The sequence below is a fragment of the Marinobacter sp. genome, from assembly GCF_052091845.1.
GTDB lineage: Bacteria > Pseudomonadota > Gammaproteobacteria > Pseudomonadales > Oleiphilaceae > Marinobacter.
Map to the genome: position 1 here is coordinate 1 of NZ_JBQDCO010000007.1, position 17,083 is coordinate 17,083.

13 protein-coding genes and 1 pseudogene are annotated in these 17,083 nt (G+C 53.5%); 9 read left to right on the top strand and 5 right to left on the bottom strand.

What is annotated here, in order from left to right; genetic code table 11:
• Window positions 1–389 precede the first annotated feature (389 nt).
• Together ACTHYN_RS03600 and ACTHYN_RS03605 are read left to right on the top strand one after the other, a co-directional pair.
• Entirely contained in the window at window positions 390–965 is a 576-nt protein-coding gene (locus tag ACTHYN_RS03600) for a diguanylate cyclase (protein ID WP_441811139.1), read from the top strand.
• Window positions 966–1,822: 857 nt separating this feature from the next.
• Window positions 1,823–1,912, top strand: a pseudogene (locus ACTHYN_RS03605) (PEP-CTERM sorting domain-containing protein); the annotation flags it as partial.
• A gap of 136 nt (window positions 1,913–2,048) precedes the next feature.
• On the opposite strand, the gene ACTHYN_RS03610 reads toward ACTHYN_RS03605, so the two are convergent.
• Window positions 2,049–2,717: a glutathione S-transferase gene (locus ACTHYN_RS03610; RefSeq protein ID WP_441811140.1), complete on the bottom strand. Its 669-nt coding sequence runs from the start codon at window positions 2,715–2,717 to the stop codon at window positions 2,049–2,051.
• A gap of 231 nt (window positions 2,718–2,948) precedes the next feature.
• On the opposite strand from ACTHYN_RS03610, the gene ACTHYN_RS03615 reads away from it, so the two are divergent.
• The 3 genes from ACTHYN_RS03615 to ACTHYN_RS03625 all read left to right on the top strand — a co-directional run bounded on the left by ACTHYN_RS03615 (window position 2,949) and on the right by ACTHYN_RS03625 (window position 6,761).
• A complete protein-coding gene (locus ACTHYN_RS03615; RefSeq protein WP_441811141.1) occupies window positions 2,949–4,082 on the top strand; it encodes a sugar diacid recognition domain-containing protein in 1,134 nt (377 codons plus the stop codon).
• Between the two features lie 151 nt (window positions 4,083–4,233).
• Window positions 4,234–5,577, top strand: a complete 1,344-nt coding sequence (locus ACTHYN_RS03620) for a GntP family permease (protein ID WP_441811142.1) — start codon at window positions 4,234–4,236, stop codon at window positions 5,575–5,577.
• 47 nt (window positions 5,578–5,624) lie between these two features.
• Window positions 5,625–6,761: a glycerate kinase family protein gene (locus tag ACTHYN_RS03625; RefSeq protein ID WP_441811143.1), complete on the top strand. Its 1,137-nt coding sequence runs from the start codon at window positions 5,625–5,627 to the stop codon at window positions 6,759–6,761.
• Here the strand turns inward: ACTHYN_RS03625 and ACTHYN_RS03630 are convergent.
• Window positions 6,751–8,325 carry a methyl-accepting chemotaxis protein gene (locus ACTHYN_RS03630; RefSeq protein ID WP_441811144.1) on the bottom strand — a complete coding sequence of 525 codons (1,575 nt, stop codon included), beginning with the start codon at window positions 8,323–8,325 and terminating at the stop codon, window positions 6,751–6,753. The genes ACTHYN_RS03625 and ACTHYN_RS03630 overlap by 11 nt on opposite strands.
• 203 nt (window positions 8,326–8,528) lie before the next feature.
• Here ACTHYN_RS03630 and ACTHYN_RS03635 point away from each other — a divergent pair, with 203 nt between their 5' ends.
• From ACTHYN_RS03635 to ACTHYN_RS03645, 3 genes are all read left to right on the top strand, one after another.
• On the top strand, window positions 8,529–9,476 hold the full coding sequence (locus ACTHYN_RS03635) for a carbon-nitrogen hydrolase family protein (RefSeq protein WP_441811145.1): 948 nt from the start codon (window positions 8,529–8,531) through the stop codon (window positions 9,474–9,476).
• 5 nt (window positions 9,477–9,481) lie between these two features.
• The gene (gene zapE / locus ACTHYN_RS03640) at window positions 9,482–10,588 is read left to right on the top strand and encodes a cell division protein ZapE (RefSeq protein ID WP_441811228.1); all 1,107 of its coding nucleotides are present in this window, start codon (window positions 9,482–9,484) and stop codon (window positions 10,586–10,588) included.
• A gap of 103 nt (window positions 10,589–10,691) precedes the next feature.
• Complete coding sequence (locus ACTHYN_RS03645) at window positions 10,692–12,575, top strand: monovalent cation:proton antiporter-2 (CPA2) family protein (RefSeq protein ID WP_441811146.1); 1,884 nt, start codon at window positions 10,692–10,694, stop codon at window positions 12,573–12,575.
• A 24-nt stretch (window positions 12,576–12,599) separates the two neighbouring features.
• Here ACTHYN_RS03645 and ACTHYN_RS03650 read toward each other — a convergent pair whose 3' ends face one another.
• The 3 genes from ACTHYN_RS03650 to ACTHYN_RS03660 all read right to left on the bottom strand — a co-directional run bounded on the left by ACTHYN_RS03650 (window position 12,600) and on the right by ACTHYN_RS03660 (window position 16,391).
• The gene (locus ACTHYN_RS03650) at window positions 12,600–13,766 is read right to left on the bottom strand and encodes an MFS transporter (protein WP_441811147.1); all 1,167 of its coding nucleotides are present in this window, start codon (window positions 13,764–13,766) and stop codon (window positions 12,600–12,602) included.
• Between the two features lie 66 nt (window positions 13,767–13,832).
• Complete coding sequence (ovoA, locus tag ACTHYN_RS03655; protein WP_441811148.1) at window positions 13,833–15,998, bottom strand: 5-histidylcysteine sulfoxide synthase; 2,166 nt, start codon at window positions 15,996–15,998, stop codon at window positions 13,833–13,835.
• A gap of 165 nt (window positions 15,999–16,163) precedes the next feature.
• The gene (locus ACTHYN_RS03660) at window positions 16,164–16,391 is read right to left on the bottom strand and encodes a DUF1206 domain-containing protein (protein ID WP_441811149.1); all 228 of its coding nucleotides are present in this window, start codon (window positions 16,389–16,391) and stop codon (window positions 16,164–16,166) included.
• Between the two features lie 217 nt (window positions 16,392–16,608).
• Between ACTHYN_RS03660 and ACTHYN_RS03665 the strand changes: the two genes are divergently transcribed.
• Entirely contained in the window at window positions 16,609–17,058 is a 450-nt protein-coding gene (locus ACTHYN_RS03665; RefSeq protein ID WP_441811150.1) for a pseudoazurin, read from the top strand.
• Window positions 17,059–17,083: the final 25 nt, after the last annotated feature.

Genomic DNA, 17,083 nt, shown 5'->3' on the forward strand with positions numbered 1-17,083 from the left:
AAGAACGATCTCTCAGCACTGGTTCAGCGATTGGTGCCCCAGTAGATAATCGGGCTCCCCCGGCCCGACACCAATGGGGGAAAGGGGGAGCTGCGCCCGAATGGTCGAGAATGATTAAATAGTAACCAGATCCGACCACAAGCACCTGGATCTCGCGCTTTCTGCCTTGGCCTGCGACGCTTGTTGGGACACTATGAGAAATTCAGGCTAGCGGTGCGCGCTGGTTGAAAAGCCAGGTTCACGAAGTACCTCTTGCGCCGGTAGCTGGCCGAAAGTGGATGGTTAGAGCCATGCCTGCGAAGGCATACGTGAGTGACAGGCGAGGTTACCTGCCGGCCCTTGTTCTTGGGTTTGGTTTCTCTTTTATCGCATTGCTGGTGTTCTATGCCGTGCGAAGCCTGCGGCACAATGCTGAACTGAACACGGACAAGAGCGAGTTGGAAAAAATTTCCCTGACCGACGCCTTAACCGGGCTTCCCAATCGCCGGCACTTTGATCTTTATCTTGAGAAGGAGTGGTCGAGGGCTTTACGCCAACGTCAGCCGATTGCGATCGTGATGGTGGATATTGATTACTTTAAAGCATTTAACGATGCTTATGGTCATTTGGGAGGGGATGAGTGTCTGAAGCAGGTCGCGCAAGTATTGGCTCAGGCGGTGCGGCGACCCACTGATCTGATCGCTCGTTATGGCGGTGAGGAATTTGCTCTGGTACTGCCGAACACCCAGGATGCAGCTGCGGTTGCTGAATCCTGTAGGCTCGCCATACAGGCACTTGGTATTGTTCATGAATTCTCAGGTGTGGCGCCGGTGGTTACTATTAGTGCAGGTGTTTGTAACTTGGTTCCGAGCAAGAGAATTTCACCTGAATTGCTGATTCAGCGTGCAGATAAAGCGCTTTACGAAGCTAAAAGAGCCGGGCGCAACCAAGTATTGGAGGCAGGGGAATTTTTACAGAAACATTAAAACTCAGACAAATTTTTGGTTATATAGCTGAATAATGCGGAGAGGCTTAGCAAGATGACGACGAGTTCAAATAGAAGCATGTGTTCGTTCGCTTTGCAGGCCAGAGCAAGCAATTTGAGAATCAGGTTTCGTGCACCGGCTGTTGCTTAAAGAGTTGGTTGAACTCTCAAATCGCAAGTGCCCATTAGGAATTTGATGTCGATAATCTATACATGTCCATCGAAGAGACGCATCAAAATTTATCGATTTTATTTTTATATTGTTGTTTTATATTTGTTTTTTGTTTGTGGTTTGTTTTTTGCTTATTTTTAAAATGGCATCGAGCCGCTTATTTTTCGAAGCGTAAAAACGTCCACATAAGGAAGAACAAAATGAAAACAGTCAGTTTGGCTCTAGGAGTGATCGTACTCAGCCTGGGATCTGCCATGGTACAAGCCGTGCCATTCAAGTCTGGTCTTGACGATATCTGTGATGGTTGCAGCCTGTCAGATCAAGTCGATCAGCACTATGTCACCCCAACTGGAAATCTTGATGGAGCTGCCTGGATACAGGATAGCGCAGCGTGGGAAGTAGATGACGCGGAGTTCGGTGTCTGGGAAGAGAGTTTTGGCTCGCTCGCCACTGACTCAATTGTTGATTCATTGTTTGTCTCTTTCGACGATAACCTGAAAATCGTCAACGGCACTGAGACTATTTTCGACTCAAAGATTCTTGGTAACCCGATTTCCGAGCCCTGGACACAGGCTATTGATATTTTCGACTATATCACTGGTCCCTTCCTCGTCACTGCTGGCGAGTCGCTCAAGTTCGTGGTGTCAAACGATGCAGACTACGCGACTGGCGTTATTTGGAAAGGCTCTGCTTATCAGGTGCCGGAGCCAGGCACACTGGCACTGCTGGGTCTTGGCCTGGCCGGACTTGGCGCGGCTCGACGGAAAGCTGCGTAGTTCTACTCGCCAGAAAAACAAAGGGAGGCATTTGCCTCCCTTTGTTTGCGTGGTTTGCCATGTAAGTTGTAACCGGTTTTATGCGCTTCAGGTCTGCTCCAACCCCCTGATCTGAGCCATGCCTTTTAGCTGGCTTTTAAGCAAAATCATATTCTCCGCCCTTTTGCAGAGCACTCTGGTAGGCAGGTCTGGCGTGCACCCTCTCCACCCACGCGGCTATATGGGGTCTGCTTTTATCGACGATACCCCGGGCAACCGAGGCTTCCAGAGGAAAGCTCATCTGAATATCCGCTGCGCTGAGCTTGTCCCCGAGAAACCAGGTATTTTTCGCCAGATGAGCTTCCACAAAATCCATGTGTGTTTTGATCATTGGGCCAATGAAAATCTGATTGGTTTTGTCAGCGATGCCTTTTGCTACCGGCTTCACAAAAAACGGCATAGGGCTGGTTTTTACTTTTTCAAACACCAGGCGCATAACCAGTGGAGGCATCAAAGAGCCTTCGGCGTAGTGTAGCCAGTAGGTGTAATCAAGCCAGGCTTGACCGCCGGTTTCAGGTAGCATGCTGTCTTTGCCGTAGGTGTGGGCAAGGTATTCTATAATGGCGCCGGATTCGGCCACGACCAGGTCGCCGTCGGTGATTACTGGCGATTTGCCGAGCGGGTGTACTTTCTTGAGGCTTTCAGGTGCCAGCATGGTTTCGGAATCACGCTGGTAGCGCTGGATTTCGTAGGGCACTCCCAGTTCTTCGAGCATCCAGAGGATACGCTGTGAGCGCGAATTATTAAGATGATGAACTGTAATCATGCACGGACTCCATTCAAGCAGAAAAAGGATCAAGTCAGTGTTGTAGTCTGCAAATGACGTTTTGGTTCACCGCTGTCACAATTTATGTTTGCACAATTCGCGTTGCGAAAACCCTCAAAGGGCATTATCAGGCCAGGGTGGCACTATAAATTAGACAGGCTGCGGGCCAAGCGATCATTATGGTGCTATTCCAGATTCCGGTGCTTGGCCGGATGATTGACAGGGCGGGCCATGATCACTCTCGACCACACTACAGCTCAGCGTATTGTAGACCGGGCAATGCAGGTTATTGGGCATTCGGTCAATGTAATGACGCCAGATGGCGTCATCATAGCCTCGGGCAATCCGCTACGGGTGGGTGAGGTTCATCCGGGTGCGCGTCATGTGGTGCTGGGTGGTGAACCCCTGGCCGTGGATGCCGGAAATGCGGCGCAGTATCCCGGAGTTCGCCATGGCGTTAACCTTCCCATTGCTGTTGGCCAGCAACTGGTTGCCGTTGTTGGTATTTCCGGAGAGCCCAGCAAGGTTTTGCCGTTTGCAGATCTGGTAAAGATTACGGCCGAGCTTATGCTCGAGCAAACGGCCCTGTTGGAGTTGGGGCAGCATCGCCGCCGGCAAATAGAGGATACGCTGCTCGCGTTGATTAATGGCCGCACCGTACCACAGAGCTGGCTGGATAGAATCGATTTTGACCCGTCTCAGCCGCGCTTGGCGTTGATCGTCGAACCGGCACAACTACCGGGCGCCGATGACTTTGTAATTTCCCTGATGCGACAGATAGAGCTTCGCGACAAAAGTCTGCTTCTGGCGCAGGTGGCGCCACAGAGGCTCCTTGTGCTCGCGCCTGTAAAAACGACAGCCGCAACAGCCCCGCACTTAATGACTGAGCATGCGCTGTCCCTTCTTCAGTCCAGCCTCTGTGCAGCTACCCGTATGGCCGTTGTGATATCGGCCGGGCAGTATATTGAGGGTAGCCTGCAAGGGTGCTACGAATCGGCCCTTGCAACCATGGCCCATGGCCGGCGTGAGTCTCCACAAAACAACATCCATTGTTACTCGGATGACCCGGTAGCCATTTTGTGGGAGAGCTTGCACCCCGGCTGGCAGCAGCAGGAACTCCTGCGCCCCCTACAAACCCTGCAGGCGCATCCCCGTTATCTTTTGTATATACGCACGCTGCAAGCGTTTTTTAAAGCCAATGGCGATGTAAAGCAATGTGCGGCGGCGCTGCATTTGCATCGCAACACTGTTCGCTATCGTTTGAAAGGCATTGAGCAACTTACCGGGCTTTCGCCGTTCCGGCTGCCAGAGCTTCTGCATTTACATCTGGCACTTACATCAGACAATTGTTTGGTAAAGCGCTGATTTGTGCGCGTGCACTAAATGCAGGCCGGTTGTCTTGTGAATATTGAGTCGTTTGTCTAAAGACGGGTGTCTGTTCAGCTTCTAAACTCTAAGGTTGAGCCAGGTTCCCCCGCTGGAACAACAATAATCGAGGCGATGCCGGAGATTCTCTATGTATATGGTTTTGGTTTTAATTGCTCTTATTGCGTTCATTGTGTTCGCAACGAGTAAATTGCGGCTTAACCCGTTTATCACGCTGCTGCTGGCATCGTTTATTGCCGCGTTTGCATTTGGTCTGCCATTTGACTCCATCGAATCCACGATCCGTGGCGGTTTTGGCAAAATTCTCGGCTACATTGGCCTTGTGATTGTGTTGGGAACCATCATTGGTGTCATTCTTGAGCGCACTGGCGCAGCGATTGTGATGGCTGAAACCATCATTAAGTTTTTGGGTGAAAAATTTCCCACCCTGACCATGTCCATTGTGGGCTTTATTGTATCTATTCCGGTTTTTTGTGATTCAGGCTTCGTTATTCTGAACAGTCTGAAGCGTTCTATGGCCAGAACATTAAGCGTATCCCCCGTCGCCATGACAGTGGCACTCTCCACTGGCTTGTTTGCGACCCATACTCTGGTGCCGCCCACGCCAGGCCCCATTGCGGCAGCGGGCAACCTGGGATTGGAGGACAACCTTGGGCTGGTCATTGGCGTTGGACTTGTGTTTGCCATCATCGCAGCGTTAGCCGGATTGGTTTGGGCGTATTTTTCACGCAACTTGCCCAGCAATGAGCTTGAGCAGGCGGAGGAGGCATTTCAGGAAGGCAAAGAGCACTACGGCGAGTTGCCCAGCCCGTGGAAGGCTTTTGCGCCTATCTTTGTTCCTATCGTACTGATTTGCTTGGGCTCGGTAGCCAGCTACCCCACCGCACCATTAGGTGATGGCGCTCTATATGAAGTGCTGAACTTTCTTGGTAAGCCGTTGAATGCCTTGATGATAGGCCTCGGGTTTGCCTTGTTCTTGATTCAGGGCAAAGAAAAACTCAAAGAATTTGGCCGACATACCGAGAAAGGTCTGGTTGTCTCAGCGCCGATAATTCTCATTACCGGTGCCGGTGGTGCATTCGGCGCCGTATTGGCTGCAACGCCCCTGGGGGAATTCCTGGGCCAGAATCTGTCTACACTGGGGCTGGGTGTGGTTATGCCGTTTATTGTGGCTGCTGCACTTAAATCAGCACAGGGCTCGTCCACGGTTGCGTTGGTTACTGCGTCTGCACTGGTGGCTCCGCTGTTGCCGCAGTTGGGGCTGGATTCAGACATGGGTCGCGTATTAACGGTGATGGCCGTTGGCGCTGGGGCCATGACGGTTTCCCATGCAAACGATAGTTACTTCTGGGTAGTGTCCCAGTTCAGCAAAATGGATGTGGCAACAGCGTATCGCTCACATACAGGTGCGACACTGTTTATGGGGCTGGTTACCATTGGTTTGGTGTGGCTGGTATCCATGGTGGCGCTGTAAGCACACACAACGACAAATAACAAAAATGATCGATAAGGAAGCACTGCATGCGCATACTCATTGCCCCGGATTCGTTTAAAGAGTGTCTTACAGCGGAAGCTGTTGCCAATGCTATTGCCGTCGGTTGGGTGCGAGGCGCACCGGCTGATCAGGTGGTACAAATCCCTTTGGCAGATGGCGGTGAGGGCACCACCGTCACGCTTTCTAGCGCAATGAACGGCACGCTCCATCAGGCAACCGTGGCCGGGCCCAACGGAGCCCCTGTCAGCGCCAGTTACGGGCTGATAGAGGATGGGAAAACAGCCATTGTTGAAGTGGCTGAGGCCAGTGGCCTGGACTGCGTGAACGAATCTGACCGCAACGCGATGACAGCCTCCAGTTACGGCACAGGTGAGCTTATCATGGCGGCCCTGAAGCATCAGCCAGATACACTCATTGTGTGCCTGGGCGGCAGTGCTACCACCGATGGTGGTGCAGGTTTGCTGCAGGCACTGGGTGCGCAATTGCTGGATAAAAACGGCAACCCCATCCCCCCTGGTGGTGAGGGACTTCAGCACATCAGTGACTTTGACATTGCGGAGGCGAAAACCAATCTGGCCGATGTACGGATTGTGGTGGCATGCGACGTTACTAACCCGCTGCTTGGCGATCTGGGAGCTGCCGCCGTATTTGGCCCGCAAAAAGGTGCTTCGCCAGACGATGTAAACGTGCTCGACAACAATCTTGGCACATTCGCCCGTTGTGTGGAGAAAAGCGGATACGACATAAGCAGCTTTGAAGGGAGTGGTGCTGCTGGCGGTATTGGCGGCGCTGTTGCCGGTATTTTGGGTGGCGTTCTGAAACCCGGCATTGAGCTGGTGATGTCAGCCGTGGATATGGAAACACACATGCAGGCCGCAGATCTGGTAATCACGGCTGAAGGCGCTATCGACGGGCAAAGCGCGTCGGGCAAAACGCCAACGGGTGTGGCCAAACTGGCAAAACGCTATCAGGTACCTGTTATTGGCCTTGCGGGTAAGCTGGGCGAGGGCAGCATGCAGGCCGTTCACGAAGCAGGCATTACCGCGGTTTTTCCAATCGCCCCGGGGCCAACGAGCAAAGAGGACGCTATCGCTAACGCCGCGCACTACCTTGAGAATACAGCCGAGCAGCTAGCCCGGCTAATTTCAGGTATTACATCTTGAAGCGGGCGATTTGCCCGCTGAGACCTTCAGCGAGCTGCGCTAGTTCGTCACTTGCTGCAGAAACCTGCTCGGCAGAGGCCGCTGACTGGTCACCCACATCACGAATCTGAGTCACATTTTTGTTGATGTCCTCAGCCACCGAGGTTTGCTGCTCGGCCGCTGTCGCTATCTGGCTGTTGTGATTACGAATTTCGTCAACAGCCTCGGCGGTTTCGCGGATGGTGGTACCGGCATACTCAGCTCGCTCGAGGGTCTGCTCCGCCAGTTTAATGCCGGTTTCCATACTGGAAACGGAAGTTTCGGCACTGGATACGAGGTTTTCAACCAGGGTTTCAATTTCACCGGCCGAGCTTTGGGTTCGCTGGGCAAGTGAGCGTACTTCGTCAGCGACGACAGCGAAGCCGCGCCCCTGCTCGCCGGCGCGGGCAGCTTCAATAGCCGCGTTAAGCGCCAGCAGGTTTGTTTGTTCTGCAACCGACTTAATAACATCCAGCACCGTACCAATGTTATTGGTCGCCGTTTGGAGGCCGTTGAGCTGCTGCATGACGTTTGCGCTCTGCTTGCTCAGTTCGCCGACAAAGTGGAGGGTCTCTTTCACCGATTTTTCGCCACTGTTCGATTTCTCACTGGCATCGTTGGCAGCCTGGAAAGCAGCTTCCGCACTCCTGGCAACATCACTCACTGTGGCCACCATTTCGTTCATAGCCGTGGCCACTTGGTCTGTCTGGCTTTGCTGCTCTGCGACGCCTTGGCTGGTCTGATGAGTTACAGTAGAAAGCTCCTCCGAGGCGGAAGCGATGCTTGCAGCACCTGTGTCTATCCCACGGATCAGTTCCCGTAAATTAGTGACCATAGCGCTGAATGCGGCAAGAAGCTGTCCGAATTCGTCGCCACGATCGCTTCGAACCTCCACGGTAAGGTCGCCAGACGCCACTTTATTCGCGATCTCAACAACCTCGTTCACCGGCCGAGTGATAGCCCGTGTTAGTAGCCAGGCGATGAGGGCCGCCACCAGAACGGCGACGAGAGCAACAGTGACCAACATGGTAATAGCACTGTTGTATTGTTTCTTCATCCGTTGAAGTTGCACCTCTTGTAGCGTTCTCGCCGTTTCAACTGCCCGGCGGGCCACGGCCTGCAGGTTGCTTTCGATCTCAAGGAGTACATAGGGGGCAGCGGAAATGTTGGCTTCAAACTTGTCCAGGAGTGCACTGTATTCTTCAACGCTCGCTATAATGGTGTCGACTTGCTTTCTGTCGGCAGGCACAACCAACATGTCTTTGAGAGGTGCCACTTCTGTCGCCGCGCTATTCGCCAGCAATTTCGCGCTTTCTATATACTGAGACTCGCGCCGTAGCCTGAAGTTTTTTTCGTCAGTGCGGGCGTCCAGCAGGGAAGACTCCGCGAAGCTGACCGCGGCCACAATCAATGAGCGTTCGTTGTATTGGCTGAATGTTTGAATGCTTATAATCGCAATCATCACAGCCAGAAAGACGAGAAAGGCAAAACCGCCAGTGAGCTTTTTTCCAACCGATAGGTTATTTAATTTGCCGGTCAGGGACATGGGTAACTCCCGGTGTCGATTTGAAGTGGGTTAGTAGGTAAGCTGGCGGCCAACCACCAGTGTTTGATAATTTGCGTAACGACTTCTACTGCGACAACTTGAATATTTAATTGTGATCGTTGGTTTCAATTCATATTGAGTCGTTACGGATTGAAAGACCTCTTTGGGCTTCCAAACGTTCAGTCGCTGAATAGACGAAGGATTTGTCCGAGTTGAAAACCGCGCTTTCCATCCGCGTCGCTGCACTGCAAGTTGACACCCGCATCGGCGACACGCAATACAATCTGGCCGGCTGCGAAGCGCTGGTCGAAGAAGCCTGCATGGCTGGTGCAAAATGGGTCGGCTTACCCGAGTTCTTTAACACTGGCATTGCGTGGCAGCCCTCCCTTGCTAACGCCATTGAAGATGAACGCGGCCCTTCTGCGCAATTCTTGCAAACGCTATCCGCTAAACATGGCATTGTGCTGGGCGGCTCTTTTTTGTGCCGTGTGGCCGATGGCAGTGTTCGCAACCGGTACCTGTGTTTTAACCGGGGAGAGCGGGCCGGGTATCACGATAAGGATTACCCAACCATGTGGGAAAGTGCCTTTTACGAGGGCGGAGCCCCTGAAGATACCGGCGAGCTTGGGAGTGTTGATGGCATTCGAGTCGGCACAGCTGTGTGTTGGGAGTTTTTGCGCACGGCAACTGCTCGGCGTTTGCGAAACAAAGTGGATGTGATCATCGGTGGATCGCGCTGGTGGAGCATTCCGGAAAACTGGCCAGCCTTCTATTCACGGCTTGAGCCAGCTAATCGGGAAAATAGTCTTAAAACAGTGCGGGACACTGCGCGCCTTGTGGGGGCACCGGTTATTCACGGGTCACACTGTAATGCGCTCAGCTGCCGGATGCCGGGGCTGCCCTTAGCTTATCGCGGGCACCTTGAAGGCCAGGCGGCAGTTATTGATGGTGCGGGCAATGTGGTTGCTAGCCGCCGTTATGAAGAGGGCCCGGGAGTTGTACTCGCTGACATCACTTTACAGGCGATAGAACCATCAGCACCCGTGCCGGATGGCTTCTGGCTGCGCCGGCGAGGCATCATTCCGACATTCTCCTGGCATTTCCACGGAGCCTTGGGGCGTCGCTGGTACCGGAAGCATATTCGCCAATGAATGAATTGTCCCAAATGTCTCCCTACGCGGCCTATCAGCAGGCATTAGCCTCCGGTTTTAAAGACGACCCGGCTCAACACGAAGCCGCTCTGTGTTTGCAGCGCTGCTTTGAGCAGTTACAGACGGGTGAGCCGGAAGCCCGGGGAGTGTATCTGTGGGGGCCGGTGGGTCGAGGGAAAACCTGGTTAATGGATCGTTTTCACCGGGCGTTAACCGTGCCTGCGCGGAGGCAGCATTTTCATCACTTTATGCGCTGGGTGCACCGGCGTTTGTTTCAGCTAACCGGGCAGGAAGATCCGCTTGGCCTGCTTGCACAAGAGCTGGCGGCTGAAGCGCGGGTGCTATGTTTGGACGAGCTGTTTGTCAATGACATTGGCGATGCCATGCTGTTAGGCGGTTTGTTTCAGCAGCTGTTTGCCAAAGGCTTGGTGCTGGTATGCACGTCTAACCAGCCTCCGGATGCGTTGTACGAGGGTGGCTTTAACCGTGAGCGTCTGCTGCCGGCCATTGCGGCCATCAAACAGCGCGTGCAAGTAGTGAGTGTAGATGGTGGTCAGGATCACCGGTTGCACCCCGGTGAGTGCCAGCCACGCTATTGGGTGAATGACCTACAGGCTCTTGAAGCCGCGTTTACCGAATTACTCAACGATGGCGAACAGGCTAACAGTAACCCTTTGTCGCTCGGACACTGTCAAATCAAAGTAGTGCAACGTAACCAGAAAGCGTTGTGGTGTCGCTACGACGACTTATGCGAGCAAAAGCTGGCCATACAGGATTTTATCGAGCTGTGTGATCGTTTCTCTCATGTATTCTTGAGTGACGTGCCCAGGCTTACGGGTGGCGGTCAGCAAACGGACATTGCTCGCGGTACTGAAGATGCCGTAACTCAGGTGGCAGCCGGAGACAGACAGCTACAGGCACTGTCACATCAGGATGACGGCGTGCGCCGCTTTATTGCACTGGTTGATGAATGCTACGACCGTGGTATTCCACTGTATCTGAGTGCCGCTGTGCCCATGAGCGAACTCTACAATAAGGGGGCATTGGCTTTTCCATTTCGTCGTACCCTTAGCCGTTTGCAGGAAATGCAGCTAAAGCGTTTCGGTCAGTGAGCAGGCGTTAGTCTGCCATTTGCATCAATAGCCTGCCGGCGTGTGTAAACTATCCGTCTTTTTCAACTAAGCTTTTTACCGATATCATCATGGTAACCGCCCAATGACTGCCTACTTCATTCAAGCTTTTATTTACCTCTTGGCTGCCGTGATCGCAGTGCCACTGGCAAAGCGCTTTGGCTTGGGTTCTGTGTTGGGCTACCTGGTTGCGGGTGTGGTAATTGGGCCTGTTACAGGCTTTGTGGGGCAAGAAGCCGATACCATTCAGCACTTTGCCGAATTCGGTGTGGTGATGATGTTGTTTCTGGTTGGTATGGAACTCGACCCCAAGTCGCTCTGGGCTCACAAGGGGCAACTTCTGGGGCTTGGCGGCCTTCAGGTAGTACTGACTGCTGCGGTTGGAACGGGGGTAGGCTGGTTCCTGGGGCTTCAGTGGCAGACGGCGCTAACGATTGGTTTTATTTTCGCGCTATCGTCCACGGCGATAGTTTTGCAAACCCTGGATGAGAAAGGCCTGTCGAAAACCGAAGGCGGGCGCAATGCGTTTGCTGTTTTGCTGTTTCAGGATATCGCTGTTATTCCCATGCTTGCGCTGATTCCGCTGATGGCCTTGCCAGGCCTTAAAGGTGACGCCGGTGCCGTGCCGGGCGACGATTCGGGCCTGAGCCTGGTTGCCGGGCTACCGGGTTGGGGGCATGCGTTGGTCGTTGTGGGCGCAATCGCCGCCGTAATTGTGGGCGGCTATTACCTGAGCCGCCCCTTATTTCGTTATGTGGTGGCATCCAGGTTGCGGGAGATTTTTACTGCGACGGCGTTGATGCTTGTTATTGGTATTGCCGCTCTCATGAGCGTGGTAAATCTGTCGCCGGCACTGGGGGCGTTTCTGGCTGGAGTGGTATTGGGCAACAGCGAGTTCCGTCATGAGCTAAAAGCAAGCATCGAACCCTTCAAGGGACTGTTGCTGGGCTTGTTCTTTATTACCGTTGGGGCTGATATCAACTTCGAAGTACTGGTGTCCCAGTGGCACACCGTTTTCGCGCTGGTGCTGGCAGTTCTCGCGGTCAAGACACTGATCCTTTGGGTTCTTGCAATGAGGTTCGGGGTTCGCGGCAGCAACGGTTGGTTGTTCACTCTCGGGCTTGCGCAGGCGGGTGAATTCGGCTTTGTGCTGCTCACTTACAGTGTTGAAAACCGGGTAGTGCCGGCGGATATTGCCCAGATGCTCTCGCTGGTGGTGGCACTGTCTATGTTCCTCACGCCTTTGTTATTTATCGTTTATGACCGCATTGTGTTGCCCTGTTACCGCCGGTCGACGAACGATGAGCGGGAAGCCGATGCCATTGATGAGCACGCACCAGTGATCGTGGCTGGGGTGGGGCGGTTCGGGCAGATTATTTGCCGCTTACTGCGGGCCAACGACATTCCTATCGTGGCGCTGGACCACGAGTTTGAACAGATTGAAAACCTCCAAAAAATAAACATCAAGAGCTTCTTCGGCGATGCCAGTCGCCCTGGATTGCTGGAAACTGCAGGTATTGAACAGGCCCGCTTGCTGGTGGTGGCCATTGATGACCGGGAGCGTACGGTCGGGATCGTGAAGCATGTGAAGAAGTACTTTCCCAGTGTCTGGATACTGGCGCGGGCATTCGACCGTGGCCATGGCTATGAGCTTCGGGAAGCGGGTGCTGACAATGTGGTTAGTGAAACCTATCTTTCTGCTTTGGAGCTGGGCAGTCATGCGCTAACAGCCGTAGGTGTGCATCCCATGCGGGCGCGCCAGATGACCTGGGCCTTTGTCGACAATGAGAAAGCCCATGAAGATGAGTTATTTGATGCCTGGAAGGAAATCGAAGAGGGCATCAACTTCAGCCCTCGCTATGGCGAGTTGTTCATGAAACTGGAAGAGGCATTAAACAGCGCCATGCATCGGAACTGGGAGGCGCCAAAACCTGAGGATGTGCCAGTTTGGACGCCGCCCGACAAATGATTTTCGCCGACTGACGCCTGACTTTTATCGGCCTGTATGACGGCCGCGCCACAAAAGAATCAGCAGTGCCACCGCAGCCATAGCGCCAACAAAAATGGAGAAGATAACCCCGGTTGACTGGAGGCTGATCACGCTGGCCATCAAACCGATACCAATCACCGGTACGGAAATAGCGATATAGGCAACAATAAAGAACGTGGAGGTGACCGCTGCGCGCTCTGCCGGCGGGCTGGCGGCTGCAATGGCGCCCATGCCAGCGCGAAAGGCGATGCCCTGACCCATACCGGCGATTATCGCCCCTGCCATGAACAGCGCCAACGATTGTGTATGAATGCCGAGCGCTACCGGTGATACGCCAACAACGAGGGTAGCGCACCCAGCTGGCAGGCGAAGGTGCAACGGCAATTTATCCTGCAGGAACTGGCCGAGTGTGGAGGCAATAAAAATACTGCCTGCAACCACACCAATCAGTAGTCGATTATCATACCCCAGTACATTGCTCATCATTGCTGGCGCAATCGAGGTAAAGAAACCGCACACGGCAAACCCCGCGAAACCTGCGATGGCGGCCGGCACAAACACGCCGCGAACTTCCGGGGGCACGTTCAGGCGCTGAAATGACAGCTTGGGGTGACTGGGTTTTTTTACGGTTTCCGGGGCCCGCCAAACACAGATAACCGCCAGAATGGCAAGCGCAATGTGCACTAAATACGTTAACACCAGTGGGGCGGGCAGATATTGCGACAATACGCCCGCAAGCATGGGGCCCAGGCCTAGTCCTCCCATGTTTGCGGCGGTGGCAAAAAATGTGGCCCGTTCACGCCAATGTGGCGGTGCGAGTTCCAGTACTGCTACGGTTGCGGTGCCGGTAAAAATACCGGCTGAGAGTCCGGAGAGTACCCGGCCCGCGAGAATCATCGTCAAGCCGTCAGCTTGCCAGAACACCAGGTCACTGATAATTGAACATGCCAGGCCGCCAAGCAGTATTGGGCGGCGCCCCAGTTGATCGGACCAGCGCCCGGTGGTCACCAGTGCGGCAATAACCCCGAAGGCGTAAGCTGCAAAGATAATGGTGATCATCAACTGAGAAAACCCGAAGGCTTCCTGATATATCGGATACAGCGGGGTTGGCATGGTGGTGCCGATCATTACCACGCTGAATGAGAAGGCTGCGCCGAGAAAAATGAGCAATGTCGATGAACCCTGAAGGTGAAGGTGGGTGGTTGATGCTTGCCTGAAGGCTGGCGATTGCAGCGCTTATACGCGCGGCAATCGCTCCCAGATTGTAACCTCCGACAGGGTATGTTGGTGCATGTGCTCGGTTTCGCGAATAACGAAAGGCACTTTTCGAGGCTTTCCTACTAACCTGAAGTGGCTGGAAAGGTGGTCTTTCAGGCCATCCAGGGTTGTGTAGTTTTCTCCGTCTTTTTTGAACCCGCCAACCCATTCTTCCCTTGGCGTGTGCTCCTCCAGCCAGGTGTAAGGTGATGCAATAACAAGCAGGCCGCCATCGTTAATGCGGTTATGAATGTGATTAAGGAAGTATTTTGGTCGATAAAGCCTGTCGATCAAGTTGGCCGCCAGAACCAGGTCGTAACCGGTGAACAGGGGTTTGAGGTTGCAAGCATCTCCTTGGTGGAACGACACTTTTCCGGCGTGGTTTTCCAACCCAAGGGCTTGGAGCGAACGGGTGTGGTAGCTAACCAACTCGGCTTCTTCAACAAGGGAATAGCGGATAGAACCCTGGTCAGCCATTTCGACACCAAGGCGTATAAAATTAGCTGAGAAATCAACGCCTTCTACCACTTCGAACTGCCGGGCCAACTCAAAGCTCGATCGCCCGCAGGCACACCCGATATCCAGCGCCTTTCCGGTGGGTTTCCCTTGCATGGCCTCAAGTGCCAAATCGGCTATGGCCTTCGGAAAGTTCTCAACCCCAAATGCAGTGTCTCCGAAGTGGAATTCCGCGTATTCCGTCAGTAGCTTATTGCTTTCGTAGTAAGCGTTGGGCTGCACGACTTTGGCATCCGATGCGATATACCGGAATCCGGCATGCTGGAAAAAGTGGCGCCTGAAGGCATAGCGGGCTGCAAGGCGCGCTTCGTTACCGCACGAGGCCCAGGAGCCACCTTTGATGAGGTTGTGCTGGCCATCAAACGTGGGTGTAGTGAAGTCGTCGTATAGTGGGTGAACCCTGAAGTGGTCGAATGGATAAGTGGGCGTTTCTGTCCATTGCCACACGTTGCCCACCACATCAAACCATTTGCCATGCCGGTGGCGCGTCACAGGGCAGGAAGACGCCCCATGGTCGAGATGCAGGTTGGCATTGGCGGGGTTGTTGCCCACCTCCTCTACGCCCGCTACCGAGCAAAGCCGGTACCACTCGTCTTCAGTGGGCATGCGAATGGGTCGCCCTGTTTGCTCGCGCTTCCATCCACAGAAAGCCTCGGCCTCAAGGTAATTCACCTCAACCGGCCAGTCCCAGGGCATGTCGACTTCTTCGGTCATCAGTCGCAATACCCAGCCATTACGCCAGCGCCAAAAGGTTGGGTGTTTGGCCCGGGTATACTGGAGCCAGGATAGCCCCTCATCACTCCAGTGCCGGTCTAGCTCGTAGCCGCCTGCCTCGATAAATTCCAGAAATTCCTGGTTGCTGACCAGATATTGACTGGCCTTGAACTCTTCAACCCGGTTTCTGTGTTCGCCGTATTCGTTATCCCAGCCGTAATAAGCATCGTCGTAAGGCTTGCCGATGTGGATTTCACCGGCGGGCACGGTAATCAGTTCATTTCGGGGCGCCTCTCCGGTTTCCTGAATCGGGGCCCACTCAGGCTGTGGCCGCACTTTTTTCAGGTCGTGCTGGCGGATCAGAACGGAAGAGGTTTCGAGGTGAATCCGCTCGTGTTCAATACCCATAATGATTGGCCACCAGGCACCTTCCCATGTAATGGGCAGGTTCAGGGGCAGGCTTTCAATCAAATTCAGTACCGTGGAACGAACGTCGGCCCGGTAATCCATCACGGCCGAAACGTTTGGCCATTCGTAATGGTCTTCGTTCAGGTCGTCCCAGCTCATTTCATCAACACCCACGGCGAAAACCGACTCCATATGAGGGTCAATCCGCTCGGGCAGAAGTTTTGCTAGCAGCAGTTTATTCACAAAAAACGTCGCAGTGTGGCCGAGATAGAAAATCAGCGGGTGCCTTAGAGGAATGGATTTCTGGTAAAAACCCGAGTCATCGGCCAGGCATTCAAACAGGCGCGTGTAGGTGTCGAAGGTATTGGTGAAATAGAGGGCTATTTCCTTGCGTTTATCCTCTGGTGCATCGCCGTCCAGTTCCGGTGTTCTGCGCAATGCGATTGGCTTGAGCGGCGCTTTGCAAGATTCGGCGTAGGGGGTAGTTTCCTGTATTCGCGATGTCATGATCGACTACGTCCTTTGGTTTACAGCATGTTGGATGTGAATACGCTGAGTCACCCTTTAATGGTTCAAAACTGAATGGCATTCATTCACGGCCTGGAGCTTCAAGTGGCCCAACGCGTGTTCTTTAACGGATTGAATTTGAATGGCAACCTGTTCGTTTTCCGCTCAGTTGGTTCCGGCGGATGGATTTACTCGACGATAAAACGCCTCCAGTATGCTGTAAGCACCAAATGCGAACAGCCCGGCTGCTACGAAGGCCATAAGCCACATCCCGAAGGGCTGGCCGCGAAACGTTTCGAACAGCTCCGCAATGCCCCCTACCAACAGATAAACAATACCGCTAGCCGCGTAACCCGCTCGTGCGAAAAGAGTAAGAGCGTCTTCAGTTAGCATGATCGATAACCATCGTGTGGTAGAAAGGTCCTGACTTTCGCCAGGGTTGCTTCATCCCGCTCAGTATCGTGTATTTATTCCCAATGTGCAGGCTCAAATGATCTGAGTCAATATCACCCATTAGTACATGCTCGTAGAGCAAAAACCAGTCTTCGGTTGTCACACTTTCGTAGTGCTTTATGCAATGTTCGAAATTAATCGACGAGGTGAGTTGAATATGAAAGTTACCTTTAAGCAAGCAGTAGCCGTAGCAGCTCTGACCGTTCTATCCAGTTCTGCGCTCGCGGCAGAGCATGTTGTTGAGATGAAAAACTCGGGTGCCGACGGCGCGATGGTGTTTGAGCCTGGCTATGTAAACGCCGATCCGGGTGACACGGTTAAATTTGTACTTGTCGACCAGGCTCACAACTCAACGTCCGTTGAAGTGCCCGAAGGGGCCGAAAGCTGGCAAGGTGAGATAAACGAAGGCATCACCGTGACTGTGGAAGAGGAAGGTGTTTACGTATACAAATGCACACCCCACGCGGCTCTTAATATGACGGGCATCATTCAGGTAGGCGAGGCGACCAACTACGACAGTGCTAAAAAGGCCGTCGATACGTTGACCGAAAGTGCCGCCACCAACAAGGACCGTTTGACCGGCTACTTTGAGCAAGTGCAGAAATAAGTTTGCGCTGCTGTTATATTGGGGG

Bases quoted from the DNA above. Each gene is read 5' to 3' on its own strand.
- ACTHYN_RS03620 (WP_441811142.1), top strand. From the start codon at position 4,234: ATGTATATGGTTTTGGTTTTAATTGCTCTTATTGCGTTCATTGTGTTC.
- ACTHYN_RS03625 (WP_441811143.1), top strand. From the start codon at position 5,625: ATGCGCATACTCATTGCCCCGGATTCGTTTAAAGAGTGTCTTACAGCG.
- ovoA (WP_441811148.1), bottom strand. From the start codon at position 15,998: ATGACATCGCGAATACAGGAAACTACCCCCTACGCCGAATCTTGCAAA.
- ACTHYN_RS03615 (WP_441811141.1), top strand. From the start codon at position 2,949: ATGATCACTCTCGACCACACTACAGCTCAGCGTATTGTAGACCGGGCA.
- ACTHYN_RS03630 (WP_441811144.1), bottom strand. From the start codon at position 8,325: ATGTCCCTGACCGGCAAATTAAATAACCTATCGGTTGGAAAAAAGCTC.
- ACTHYN_RS03660 (WP_441811149.1), bottom strand. From the start codon at position 16,391: ATGCTAACTGAAGACGCTCTTACTCTTTTCGCACGAGCGGGTTACGCG.
- ACTHYN_RS03610 (WP_441811140.1), bottom strand. From the start codon at position 2,717: ATGATTACAGTTCATCATCTTAATAATTCGCGCTCACAGCGTATCCTC.
- ACTHYN_RS03665 (WP_441811150.1), top strand. From the start codon at position 16,609: ATGAAAGTTACCTTTAAGCAAGCAGTAGCCGTAGCAGCTCTGACCGTT.
- ACTHYN_RS03645 (WP_441811146.1), top strand. From the start codon at position 10,692: ATGACTGCCTACTTCATTCAAGCTTTTATTTACCTCTTGGCTGCCGTG.